This window comes from Streptosporangium sp. NPDC002544, from assembly GCF_040295965.1.
Lineage (GTDB): Bacteria > Actinomycetota > Actinomycetes > Streptosporangiales > Streptosporangiaceae > Streptosporangium.
Genome location: NZ_JBEOWJ010000037.1, coordinates 88,620 through 100,723, shown reverse-complemented (window position 1 = coordinate 100,723; position 12,104 = coordinate 88,620). Strand labels below are relative to the sequence as shown.

Below are 12,104 nucleotides of genomic sequence, written 5' to 3'. Positions count from 1 at the left end.
CCTCAAAGAGCTCCAAGCCCTTTTGGCCACCTGGACAGGCCGATGCCCCACCTGCCAGCAAAGACCGCCCTAACCACCTAACAAAGCACTACTAGTCGGTGACCTGCGGGCCGCTGACCCGCTCCAGCAGCCTGGCCAGGCGGTCACGCAGGGTGGGGCGCCGTTCGACCTCGCCCGCGGCCATGCTCACCAGATGCTGTGCCCCGTCGAAGGAGAACGGTGCCCGTTCGGGGACCGTCAGCGCGTCGTGGGCCAGGCCGGTAAGGTCCGTGTCACCGCCGTCCAGGGCCAGGATCGTCGTGCCGGTCCTGCGAGCGTCGCTCACCCGCTCCAGCAGCGCCTCGGGAGCGCGCTCCTCGGCGACCACGAACAGGGTCTCGCCCCGTCCGGCCTGCCGGATCCGGTCCAGCCCGACCCGCAGGTGCGCGGGCGCGTCGGGGGCGGGTGCCCAGCGGACCAGCGTCGGGGAGAGCTGGGGCAGCCCGGAGAGCCTGGCCTCGTCGCTCAGGTGCGCGGTCAGGTGCCAGGGCTCCTCCTCGGGCGTGCCGACCACCAGCAGGCCGCCGGCCGAGCGGGTCGCGCGCAGGGCGAGGCCCAGCTCGCGGGTCCGCTCGATCCAGCCCGTCGAAGCCAGGATCTCGCGCAGCAGTGTCACCGACCCAGCGTCCATGGCACCATCGTGCACCAGCCCCCCCGCAATGATCCTGGGAATGCGCCCCTGAGAGGATTCGGGGCAGACGATATGGTCGATGAAGTCCGATCTTGAGGGTCGAGGATGATGAGGAGCGGTGAGTGAGCACTGATATTCCGGACGTGGGGGGAATCTCGATCGGGATCCTGGGCGGGACCGGGGACCAGGGCAAGGGGTTGGCGCGGCGGTTCGCCCTCGCCGGGCACAGCGTGCTGATCGGCTCACGCAGCGCCGAGCGTGCTCAGGAGGCGGCGGCGAGCATCGGCGGATCGGTGCGCGGCGCCGGCAACCCGACCGTGGCGGCCGAGGCCGACGTGGTGATCGTGGCCATTCCCTGGGACGGGCACCGCTCCACGCTGGAGTCTCTCCGTGCCGAGCTGGCCGGAAAGATCGTCATCGACTGCGTCAACCCGCTCGGCTTCGACAAGCAGGGCGCGTACGCACTCGCGGTCGAGGAGGGCAGCGCCGCCCAGCAGGCGGCCGCGGTCCTGACCGAGAGCCGGGTGGTCGCCGCCTTCCACCACGTCTCCGCCGTCCTGCTGCTGGACCCCGAGGTCGACAAGATCGACCTGGACGTGCTGGTGCTGGGCGACGACCGCGAGGCCACCGACACCGTCCAGGCGCTGGCGGGCCGCATCCCCGGGATGCGCGGCGTGTACGGCGGTCGCCTGCGCAACGCCCACCAGGTCGAGGCGATGACCGCCAACTTCATCTCGATCAACCGCCGCTACAAGGCCCACGCCGGCCTGCGCGTCACCGACATCTAGCGCGACAGCCGGATATCTGACGATCTCGACCGCTCGGCGGTGGCACCGGGGTCGCGGGAGAGCCGCCCGGCGCCGGTCGTGATCGGTGCTTCCGATGTTCACGGGCGAGGCGGCTCCGTCAGATCCAGCCGGCGTCCTCGGCGATCCTGTCGCGGGCGCCGGCCGGGGGCGATGGCGCTCGTCAGGTGGTCGCGCACCGTCCCCGCGAACAGGTGCAGCCGCCCGGCGATCCCCTCCGCGCCGGCGCCCTGCGCGGCCTCCCTCAGCACCGTGCTCTTCCGGGGGCGGCGGGCTCGCGCCGGACCCGGCGGCCGTGGCGACCGGTTCGGGATCCAGCACCCGCGGCCCAGGTGCGGTGCGCCGGATCGCGTCGGCCAGGGGTGTCCTTCGCCGGGTCACCCGACGGGGATCGCGAACGCGCGGCCGGGAACCTGAGGCTGCCACGGTGGTCTTCCCGGTGTCCCGGGTCAGGGTGACCTGTGCTTTTGATGACGAACATCGCACCAAGCAGATCTGACAAACAGCCTGTTAACCGGACATTCTTATCTCATGACTGATTTTCGCCCGGAGACCCGCACCGTCCACCTTCCCCAGCCGCAGCTGAACGGCAGCCGCTCCATCACGGTGCCGCTCTACCAGACCTCCGGCTTCGTCTTCGACGACCCGGCCGTCTTCGCCGACGGGATGGGCCGCCCGGACGGGGCCTTCGTCTACGGGCGCCTGTCGAACCCGACGGTCCGCTCCCTGGAGGAGGCCGTCGCCGGCCTGGAGGGCGGTGCCGGGGCGGTGGCCACCGGTTCCGGAATGGGGGCCATCAACTCGGTGCTGCTCGCGCTGCTGGAGCCCGGTGATCACCTGATCGCGCAGCAGGCGCTCTACGGCGGCACCGCCTCGATGATCAACGACCTGGAGCGGCGCTTCCGGATATCGGTCTCCTACGTCCCCGAGGACGACCCGGCGGCGCTGCGCGCGGCCGTGCGGCCGGAGACGAAGCTGGTCTACCTGGAGACCATCGCCAACCCGGTGACCCAGGTCGCCGACCTGCCGGGCATGTGCGCGGCGGCACGCGAGGCCGGACTCGTCTCCGTGGTCGACAACACCTTCGCCTCACCGATCCTGTGCCGGCCGCTGGAGCACGGAGCCGACATCGTGGTGCACTCCACGACCAAGTACCTGGGCGGGCACACCGACGTGCTCGGCGGGATCGCCGTCTTCGCCGCGGAGGAGATGTACCGCAGGGTGTGGGCCTACAACGTCAAGCTGGGTGCCACCGCGGATCCGTTCGCCGCCTGGCTCACCCTGCGCGGCATCCAGACGCTGCCGCTGCGGATGGAGCGCCACTGCTTCAACACCCGCGAGCTGGCCACCCGGCTGAACGACCACCCCGCGGTCTCCGTCGTGCACTGGCCGGGCCTGCCCTCGCATCCCTCGTACGAGCTGGCGGCCAAGCTCCTGCCGGACTTCGGGGGTGTCTTCTCGTTCGACCTGGTCGGCGGCCGGGCGGCGGGCGAGCGGTTCATGAGCTCGGTGCGGCTGGCCCTGCTGGCCCCGTCCCTCGGCGGTGTCGAGACGCTCATCCTGCACCCCGCGACCACCTCCCACCGCTCCCTGACGGCCGAGGAGCTCGCCCGGCACGGGGTCGGCGCGGGCACCGTACGGGTGGCGGTCGGCATCGAGCACATCGAGGACCTGTGGGCCGACTTCGAGCAGGCGCTCGCCTGAGGGATCCACGGCGTCTCCTAGACTGCGGCACGGGGCCGCAGGAAGGATGGCCGCTTTCCGAGTCGCTTTGTGGGAAGGGGACGCGCGTGAGCGTGTCGATCGGGGACGTGCGACGGGCCGCCGAGCGCATCGCGGGGTACGTCCGGCGCACACCGGTGGTCGAGGTGTCGCCGGGGCTGTTCTTCAAGCTGGAGGGGTTGCAGCACTCGGGGTCGTTCAAGGCGCGAGGAGGTTTCAACCGCGCCCTGTCCATGGGAGAGATCCCCGAGGCCGGGTTGATCGCGGCGAGCGGGGGCAACCACGGCCTGGCGGTGGCGTACGTGGCACGCGGTCTCGGTGTCCCGGCGGAGATCTTCGTGCCCACGGTGTCCAGCCCGGTGAAGGTGGCCGGGCTGCGCGCGCTGGGCGCGCGGGTGACCCAGGTCGGTGCCGTCTACGCCGACGCCTACGAGGCGTCCGTCAAGCGCGCGGCCGAGACCGGTGCCCTGGACGTGCACGCCTACGACCAGGCGGAGGTGGTCGCGGGGCAGGGCACGGTCGGCCTGGAGATCCTGGAGCAGACCGGGGGAGTCGACACGGTCCTCGTCGCGGTCGGCGGCGGCGGGCTCGTCGCCGGGATCACCGTCGCGCTCGACGGCCACGCCCGCGTGGTCGCCGTCGAGCCCGAGCTCATCCCGACCCTGCACCGGGCGCTGGAGGCCGGCCGGCCGGTCGGGGTCGAGGTCGCGGGGGTGGGGGCCGACGCCCTGGGCGCGAGCCGGGCGGGCGAGATCGCCTGTGAGATCACGGGCGCGGCGGGGATACGGAGCCTGCTGGTCTCCGAGGAGGCCATCGTCGAGGCACGGCGCGAGATGTGGCGGGAGCACCGGATCGCCGCCGAGCACGCGGGCGCCACCGCGTACGCGGCTCTGCTGTCCGGCCGCTACACCCCGGCCGAAGGGGAGCGGGTGGCCGTGGTCGTGTGCGGCGCCAACACCGACCCCGCCACGCTCGCCTGATCTCGCGCCGCGCCTGAACGCCCCGGCGCCGCCAGGGTTTCCTGGGACGCCGGGGCTCGGAGTCGTCAGCTGTAGCTGTGCTCGGGAGCGGGGAAGGCGCCGGTCGACACCTCGTCGGCGAAGTTGCGCACCGCCCGGTCCATCTCGTGGGCCAGGTCGAAGTACTTCTTGACGAACCTGGCCGGGCTGGCGGTCAGGCCCATCAGGTCCTGCCAGACGAGGACCTGTGCGTCGGTGCCGGGCCCGGCACCGATGCCGATCGTCGGGATCGACAGGGACGAGGTGACCCGCTCGGCCAGCTCGGCGGGAACGCACTCCAGGACCACGGCGAACGCTCCGGCGTACTCCAGGTCCTTGGCGTCGGCCATCAGCTCGTCACCCGACTGGCCGCGGCCCTGCACCCGGTAGCCGCCGAGCGCGTTGACCGACTGGGGGGTCAGGCCCAGGTGGGCCATCACCGGAATGCCCGCCGAGACCAGCGTCTCGACCTGGGGGAGCACCCGCCGCCCACCCTCAAGCTTGATCGCGTGGGCACCGGCCTCCTTCATGAACCTGGCGGCCGTCTCCAGGGCCTGCTGGGGAGATGCCTGGTAGGAGCCGAACGGCAGGTCGGCCACGACCATCGCGCGGGAGGAGCCGCGCACCACGGCCGCGGTCAGCGGCATGAGATCGTCCACCGATACGGGCAGCGTCGAGTCGTAGCCGTACACGACCATGGCCGCCGAGTCGCCGACGAGCAGCACGGGGATGCCGGCCTCGTCGAAGACCCTGGCGGTCATCGCGTCGTACGCGGTGACCATCGGCCACCGCTCGCCGCGCTCCTTGGCGGCGGCGACGTCGCGTACGGTGATCCTTCGGCCGGCCTGGCCGCCGTAGAGCGAGGTCGGCCGGCTGGGGGAGGAAGAGGACATGGGACCTCCAGTGAAGTCTCGAGGCGCCCCTGATGGCGTCCCCGGACGGTTCCGATGATTGCACGCGTTCGGCAGGTTCAACAGACCCGGCCGGCCTGGTAATCCGATGGCGGGGGTGTGGGTGGCGTACCGCACACCCCCGCGGTAAATCCGGTGGCGGAAGTGTCGGGTGCGTACGGCACAATGCTGGCGGAGGTAAGTAATCAAAATGGCTGTAGAACCTTACCGCCGCCTGCTGGCACTGCCGGGCGTGCGGTCGTTGTTGCTGGTGGGGCTGCTCGCCCGCATTCCCTCGACCGCGGTCGCCATCACGCTGACGATGCATGTCGTCGACCCCGGCGGACTCGGCATGGGCTTCGGCGCGGCCGGTCTGGTGACCATGGCGAGCACCGTGGGCATGGCCGTCGGCTCACCGCTGGCGGGCAGGTTCGTCGACAAGCACGGCCTGCGCCCGGTGCTGGCGGTGACCACGCTCGCCCAGCTCGTCTTCTGGTCCGTCGCGTGGGCGATGCCGTTCCCGGTGCTGCTCGCCGCCGCGGTGCCCGCGGGCCTCCTCGCCCTTCCGGTGTTCAGCGTGATCAGGCAGTGCCTCACGGCGCTGGTCCCGGTCGACCAGCGCCGGATGGGGTTCTCCCTCGACTCCATCATCGTGGAGCTCTCCTACATGGCCGGCCCCGCCCTGGCGATCGCGGGGGTGACCTCCCTCGGCAGCGTCCCCACCATGGGCATCGTCGCGATCGGTCTGGTCGGCTCGGGGACGGCGCTGATCGTGCTGAACCCGCCCATCCGCTCGGCCGAGGAGCTCCGTGAGCCGGTGGCGAGGGTCGCGCGCCGCCAGTGGCTCACCCCGGGCATGCTCGGACTGCTCGGCACCGTCGTCGCGGCGACCTTCGTGCTGGCCGCCACCGAGCTGTCCCTGGTGGCGACGATGCAGCGGAGCGGCGACACCGCGTGGATCGGGCTGGCGATCGCCCTGTGGTGCGCCTACTCGCTGACCGGCGGCTTCGTGTACGGCATGCTGCCCCGTGGGCGCTCGCCGCTGGTCCTGATCGGAGCCATGGGGCTGCTCACCATTCCCGTCGGGCTGGTCGGCGGCGACTGGCACTGGCTGGTCCTGGCCCTGCTGCCGGCGGGCGTGCTGTGCGCCCCCGCGCTGTCCTCCTCGATCGACACCGTGAGCCGCTGGGTTCCCGCGGAGGCCCGTGGTGAGGCGATGGGCCTGCACGGCACGGCGCTGCTGATCGGTGGTGCCTCCGCGGCGCCCATCGCGGGTGTGATCATCGACGGCCCCGGTCCCGGCTGGGCCTTCGCCGCCGCCGGGCTGGGCTGCGTGCTGATGGTCCTGGTCGCCCTGCCGTTCTGGCGGCGCACCGAGAGCTCGGTCGAGGAGCCGCTCCCGCTCGCCGCCTGAACCCCGGCGCGCTCCCGATGGTGCGTGTATCGCGATATGTCCCGATAAATACGAAACGACACGGTTGCGTATCGAAAAAGATGGCGCTACGGTGATGTTTCGAAACTCATACGTATCGAAAAACGGGGCCTTCGTGGAACAACAGCTTGGTCACCCGAGACGGTGGCAGATCCTGGGAGTGCTGGTCTTCAGCCTCCTGGCGGTCGTGCTCGACAACACCATCCTCAACGTCGCGCTGAAGACGATCGCCGATCCGAAGGTGGGCCTGGGAGCCAGCCAGAGCCAGCTGGAATGGGCGATCAACTCGTACACGCTCGTCTTCGCGGGCCTGCTGTTCACCTTCGGGGTGATCGGCGACCGTACCGGCCGCAGGCGCATGCTCATGGTGGGCATGGTGCTGTTCGGCCTGGCCTCGCTGGCCAGCGCCTACGCCCAGGACCCCATGCAGCTGATCGTCGCCCGGGCGTTCATGGGCATCGGCGGTGCCGCGATCATGCCGGCCACGCTGGCCATCATCTCCAACGTCTTCCCCCCGCAGGAGCGCGGCAAGGCGATCGGCGTCTGGGCCGGCGGCGTGGGCCTGGCCGTGGCGATCGGGCCGATCACCGGGGGCCTGCTCATCGAGCACTTCTGGTGGGGGTCGGTCTTCCTGATCAACCTGCCGATCGTGCTGATCAGCATGGTGCTGATCGGCCTGGTCGTGCCCGAGTCGCGTGACCCGCACCCGTCCAAGCTCGACCCGGTCGGCGTGATCCTCTCCATCGTCGGTCTGGTCGCCGTCACCTACGGCATCATCCGGGGCGGCGAGCTGGCCACGATCGCCAGCGCGGAGGTGCTCGCCCCGACGATCCTCGGCATCGTCGTGCTCGGCGTCTTCGTCTGGTACGAGCGCCGCATCGACCACCCGGCCTTCGACGTCCGCTACTTCCGCGACCCGCGCTTCGCCACCGCGGTCGGCATGGTCGGCATCGTGTTCTTCGCGATGATGGGCGCGATGTTCTTCCTGGTCTTCTACCTGCAGATCGTGCTGGGCTTCAGCGCGCTGCAGGCGGGCGCCCTGATGATCCCCTTCGCCGCCGCCCAGCTGATCTTCGCCCCGCTCAGCCAGCAGATGGCCGCGCGCTTCGGCGGCAGGCTGACCGCCACCGTCAGCATGGTCATCGTGGCCGGCGCACTGGCCGCCTACTCGCTGATGGACCAGCACACCCCGATCCTCGTACTGGAGATCGTGTTCTTCGTCCAGGGTGCGGCGATGGCCAACATCATGCCCCCGGCGACGACCGCGATCATGGAGGCGCTCCCCAGGGAGAAGGCGGGCGTCGGATCGGCCATGAGCAACACGGTCCGCCAGGTGGCCGGCGCGCTCGGGGTCGCGCTCCTCGGCTCGCTGCTCTCGGCCACCTACCGCGACCAGATCGCTCCCGCGCTGACCGGCCTGCCCGAGCAGCTCAGGCACATCGCCGGGGAGTCGCTGCCCGGAACGCTCAATGTGGCCCAGGGCCTGGGTGAGCGGGGTGCGGCGCTGATCGAACCGGCGAAGCTCGCCTTCGTCGAGGGCATGCACGTCACCGCCCTCGTCTCCGCGGCCATCGCGCTGGTGGGAGCCCTGGTGGTGCTCAGATGGCTGCCCGGCAGGTCCTCCGGGACCCCCGCCCCGCGGGGCGTAGATCGCGAGGCGGAACCGGCAGTAGTGTAGGTGTGCGATGACGACCGCCGACGAGACCCAGATGGCCGAGGCTCGGACAGCCCAGGCTCAGACGACCCGCCCCGCGGGCCGTCCCCGCAGCGCCAGGGCGGAGAAGGCCATCATCGACGCGACCCTCGATCTGGTCGGGGAGAGCAGCGGCCTCTCCGAACTGTCGATCGAGGGCATCGCCGCTCGCGCGGGGGTCGGCAAGACCACCATCTACCGGCGCTGGTCCAGCAAGGAGGACCTGCTCGTTGACGCGCTGGCGACCCTCAAGAGACCGTTTCCCGCGCCGGGGGGCGTCTCGGTCCGTGAGGATCTGATCACCTACATGCGGGTCTTCCAGCAAGACGCGTGCGACGCGCGCAACCGCTGCGTGATGAACATCGCGATGAACGAGGCCGAGCGCCACCCGCGCCTGGTGGAACGCATCCGCCAGGCGACCATCGAGCCGCGCAGGGCGGCGATGGCCGCCCTGCTGCGGCGCGGCATCGCCACCGGCGAGCTCCGGGCCGGCCTCGACGTGCGCATCGCGATGGCGACGGTGGTCGGCACCATCATGTGGTACATCCGCACCGAGGGCCCGGAAGAGAACGGCGAGCTCCCCTCCGACCTGGCCGAACGGATCGTCGACCAACTCCTGACAGGCCTCGGCTCCGGCTGAGGCTCCTCGCTGCCTTCCAAAGGGATGTCGGCGACCTTCGGAAAGGTCTTCGTTCCTCGCTTTCCCGGGGAGGCCGAGATCGTAGAAATGACCTCTCACCAGAGTGAGGCTCGGCTGACACGTCGCTGCCTCACCTCAGCTCTTCGCGTGTCACGGTGAGGCCCCCGACACAAGGTGCATCGGGGGCCTCACCCACGTTCGTCAGTTGTCGAACTCTCCGAGCTTGACGCCGACGACGAAGGCATCCCATTCGGACTGGGTGAAGAACAGCTTGGGGCCCTCGGGATTCTTGGAGTCGCGGATCACATGAAGGGGGCCGGGGTCTGCCTTGTGACCGGTATCGGGGACATCCACGACGGCCACCTCAACGCAGTTACCCCCGCTGGAGCCGCTCAGGGAGGATTTGTGCCAGGTTACGCCGGTCAGGTCTGTTGCCATTCCTTCATCACCTTTGTTATGAGGTCGGCGCTGGCCCGTGCGGACAGGGCCTCCGAACGGATCGCTTCGTAACGCCTGCAGATCGCCACTACGTCGCGGGGATGATCCGTGACGTGCCCTGCGGCGGCGGACTCCACGAATACACTATCGGGGCTGCCCTCGACGCCTGCAATGATGAATGCTCCCTCCAGACCCGCTATGGTGCCGCCCGTCATGCCCAGCCCGCTGGGAACGATCTGTACGGAGATGTGTCTGTGCTCCGCTGCGATGAGCAGTGCGGACAGTTGGTCGTGCATTATCTCGGGACTGCCGATGTGGAGGTGCAGAGCTTCCTCTCTGATCACCGTCAGGAAAAGTGGCGGATCATCTTTGGTCAGCAATTTCTGTCGCTCCAGACGTCCGGAGACGAGTTCCTCGGCCCGCTCGTCGCTCACTCCTGGTTCGGCGCGAAGAACTGCGCTGGCATAGTCGGCGGTCTGGAGTAGGCCGGGGATTAGGAGAGGTTCCCAGTTCCTCAGAGTGTGGGCCTGGGGCTCGATCTCCAACCAGGGTTGGAATTGCGTGGAGTAGGCGGTATTGGCCAGCAGCGGCCAGATCCGCATGAGCAGACCGCCACCGTTGAGCCTCTCGTCGCAACGTCTGGTGAAGTCGCGGGACGGGTTGCGTTTCCCGGTCTCCACCATGCTGATCAGCGCGATCGAGTAGGAGATCTCCCGGGCGAGCTGTTCCTGTGTCAGCCCGGCCTGCTCGCGCAGGCGACGTAGCTCCATGGCGAAGAAGGCGAGTGGGCTGGACGCGCTGTCGAGCTCACGCGAAGGGAGCATCGCGGACTCCTATCTCCCGGCCGACTGTAGTCGAATCACTACTCAAAGTAGTTCTCGGTCGCCCCGGCCGGAAGCTCCCCTCGGAACTCATTGAATTGACTTCCGATTTGTCTGCTAACTGTTCTCGCTGTTTTCTTCACACTCTCGGTTGTGGGGAAGTCGGGATAACATGTTGAGGCTTTGTCATCCCAGCGTCTCTATCCAAGGAGACCAGGCTAAATGGTGGAGTTTGTCGGCATTGATCCAGCGGGGGCGCGACGTCTGATCACTGCCATGGGCGATGCCGCGCAACGGGGCCGGGTGTTGAGGCCCTCGCTGGCCGCCTCCATTGCCGAAGCGGGCCCCGACTGGCCGGCGGGTCCAGGCGCTGAGGTGCTGGACAACGTCGGGCGGTTTCTCGACGAGGCGCAGCGGGACCTGACCTGGCGGACCCAGACGATCGAGCGTGTCGAGGACACAGCACCGAAAAGCGGCCTCAAGACCGCTGAATTCGCTTTCGGCGACGCCACCACGTCCCGGAACGCGGGGACACTCGCCGGAGAGCGGACCCTGGCGGCGTGGCATGACTACCTGAAGGACCCCAGCGTCCAGAACTGGGAGAAGGTTCAGGCGACGCTCCGGGAGGGACAGGGCAAGACCGTCGACGCCGCCTACTCGGCGGGGTTGCTGACGACGCTGGGCAGCGCCACTTTCGGAGCGATCTTCGCCGCCGTGAGCTCGCGGAACCAGAACGATCCGCGCGGTTACAGTCCCGGGAACCTGAAGAAGGCGGGCAAGGATCTGAAACCGCTGGCCGAGGCGTTCGCCTCAGCGGATGCGGCAGGCACCCTTCCCCAGGGCCTGCGTGACCACGCCCTGGGTAACCTCCCCGTAGGCGACATGGCGGCACTGCTCGGCCTGGCCCGCCAGTCGCGCGAGTTCGTCCTCGCGGCCGGCGCCAAGCTGCTCCAGTACAGCGGCTCACGCGTGTCGGGAAAGGATTGGAACATCTACTGGCTGGCCAAGGCGCTGAGCCAGGATGTGGGAGCGACCCAGCGATTTCTGGTCTCAGCTGAGAACGCGACGTTGCTGTTGCGGCCCGAGGTGGTGAACGGTCTCGACGGTACGGACTTCGAGAAACTCCTAGCCACCGCTCTGGGCAGGGCACTGGCTCCCGGTGCGGGAGACGCCACCCTCCGCCGCGACTCCTGGCTCAACATCATCGATCTCTACAGCAGGAAGAACTTCTGGCCCGCACTGGCCGCCCCGTCTCCGATCGGCCAGGTGCTCGCCACACATATCTCACAGTACTTTCCCGAACTTGTCGATACCTGGAATCGAAAGGATAGGTTTCCGAGCCGCAGCACGGATCAGGGGTGGCAGAAGTTTGACTCTGCAAAGATTTCGAACTTCTTTGGAGGGTTACTGCAGAGCCCTGGGGCGCTGATGCCGCTCAGGAATGGCTATGGAGAATTCTTAAAGAAACTCGATTTAGGGGAAAGTCACCCGTTTGGTGATGCCTCAACCGAGGAGGCCAGGAAAGGTCAGCGTGAAATTTTCTATGAAAAAGTGGTCAGGTCGGGGGCGTTGGCATCGATTTTCTTCAGCGGTTTACATGAAGCTGATTTGTCTGCCGACGAAACGGATAAGGTCATCGTAGAGCTCCTTACTTTCCCCTTGGATATTTTTGCCGGAAGAGTCTTCGGTGAAGTGATCGATGGTGGGGTGTTCAAGGAGACGGTGGCTGGAAAGGCGACCGACATAGTCGGAAAGAACGACCTGAAGAGCGCGATTGAGGGGATCCTTGACCGGGAGCGGCCGGGAGAGGCCTCGGACCTGGTTGAGGTCCTGGTCGATGCTCAGGTGGCCGCCCTTAGCGCCTCCCGGCAGGCCCACGGTTACCCACCGCTTGGGGATTCGGACCTTCGACAGCTCAGGGATCTGTTCTACGGGCGGCTTGAGCCGGTTTTGAAGACCGCGCTCGACGCGCGCGGAGGATGACGATGGGGCCA

General features: G+C 68.6%; 12 protein-coding genes. 7 read left to right on the top strand and 5 right to left on the bottom strand.

All coding sequences use genetic code 11. From position 1 onward, the window contains the following. Positions 1–91 precede the first annotated feature (91 nt). Positions 92–670 carry a hypothetical protein gene (locus ABT061_RS39895; protein ID WP_350928005.1) on the bottom strand — a complete coding sequence of 193 codons (579 nt, stop codon included), beginning with the start codon at positions 668–670 and terminating at the stop codon, positions 92–94. 122 nt (positions 671–792) lie between these two features. Here ABT061_RS39895 and npdG point away from each other — a divergent pair, with 122 nt between their 5' ends. Beyond that, a complete protein-coding gene (gene npdG / locus ABT061_RS39890) occupies positions 793–1,458 on the top strand; it encodes an NADPH-dependent F420 reductase (RefSeq protein WP_350928003.1) in 666 nt (221 codons plus the stop codon). 98 nt (positions 1,459–1,556) lie between these two features. On the opposite strand, the gene ABT061_RS39885 is transcribed toward npdG, so the two are convergent. Further along, positions 1,557–1,727, bottom strand: a complete 171-nt coding sequence (locus tag ABT061_RS39885; RefSeq protein ID WP_350928001.1) for a hypothetical protein — start codon at positions 1,725–1,727, stop codon at positions 1,557–1,559. A 280-nt stretch (positions 1,728–2,007) separates the two neighbouring features. Here ABT061_RS39885 and ABT061_RS39880 point away from each other — a divergent pair, with 280 nt between their 5' ends. Both ABT061_RS39880 and ABT061_RS39875 read left to right on the top strand, forming a co-directional pair. Beyond that, positions 2,008–3,180 (top strand): trans-sulfuration enzyme family protein, encoded by a 1,173-nt coding sequence (locus ABT061_RS39880; RefSeq protein WP_350927999.1) that lies wholly within the window; start codon positions 2,008–2,010, stop codon positions 3,178–3,180. A gap of 86 nt (positions 3,181–3,266) precedes the next feature. Next, positions 3,267–4,178: a threonine/serine dehydratase gene (locus ABT061_RS39875; RefSeq protein ID WP_350927997.1), complete on the top strand. Its 912-nt coding sequence runs from the start codon at positions 3,267–3,269 to the stop codon at positions 4,176–4,178. Positions 4,179–4,243: 65 nt separating this feature from the next. Here the strand turns inward: ABT061_RS39875 and panB are convergent, their stop codons facing one another. Continuing rightward, a complete protein-coding gene (gene panB / locus ABT061_RS39870) occupies positions 4,244–5,089 on the bottom strand; it encodes a 3-methyl-2-oxobutanoate hydroxymethyltransferase (protein WP_350927995.1) in 846 nt (281 codons plus the stop codon). A gap of 208 nt (positions 5,090–5,297) precedes the next feature. Here panB and ABT061_RS39865 point away from each other — a divergent pair, with 208 nt between their 5' ends. From ABT061_RS39865 to ABT061_RS39855, 3 genes are all read left to right on the top strand, one after another. After that, positions 5,298–6,500: an MFS transporter gene (locus ABT061_RS39865; protein ID WP_350927993.1), complete on the top strand. Its 1,203-nt coding sequence runs from the start codon at positions 5,298–5,300 to the stop codon at positions 6,498–6,500. A gap of 133 nt (positions 6,501–6,633) precedes the next feature. After that, complete coding sequence (locus tag ABT061_RS39860) at positions 6,634–8,196, top strand: MFS transporter (RefSeq protein WP_350927991.1); 1,563 nt, start codon at positions 6,634–6,636, stop codon at positions 8,194–8,196. Positions 8,197–8,203: 7 nt separating this feature from the next. Beyond that, a complete protein-coding gene (locus tag ABT061_RS39855; RefSeq protein ID WP_350927989.1) occupies positions 8,204–8,851 on the top strand; it encodes a TetR/AcrR family transcriptional regulator in 648 nt (215 codons plus the stop codon). A gap of 201 nt (positions 8,852–9,052) precedes the next feature. On the opposite strand, the gene ABT061_RS39850 is transcribed toward ABT061_RS39855, so the two are convergent. Then, positions 9,053–9,289 (bottom strand): DUF397 domain-containing protein, encoded by a 237-nt coding sequence (locus tag ABT061_RS39850; RefSeq protein ID WP_350927987.1) that lies wholly within the window; start codon positions 9,287–9,289, stop codon positions 9,053–9,055. Continuing rightward, positions 9,274–10,113, bottom strand: coding sequence for a helix-turn-helix domain-containing protein (locus ABT061_RS39845; RefSeq protein ID WP_350927985.1), 840 nt, complete (start codon positions 10,111–10,113; stop codon positions 9,274–9,276). The genes ABT061_RS39850 and ABT061_RS39845 overlap by 16 nt, the downstream gene beginning before the upstream one ends. Positions 10,114–10,332: 219 nt before the next feature. On the opposite strand from ABT061_RS39845, the gene ABT061_RS39840 reads away from it, so the two are divergent. Then, positions 10,333–12,093, top strand: a complete 1,761-nt coding sequence (locus tag ABT061_RS39840; RefSeq protein ID WP_350927983.1) for a hypothetical protein — start codon at positions 10,333–10,335, stop codon at positions 12,091–12,093. Positions 12,094–12,104 lie beyond the last annotated feature (11 nt).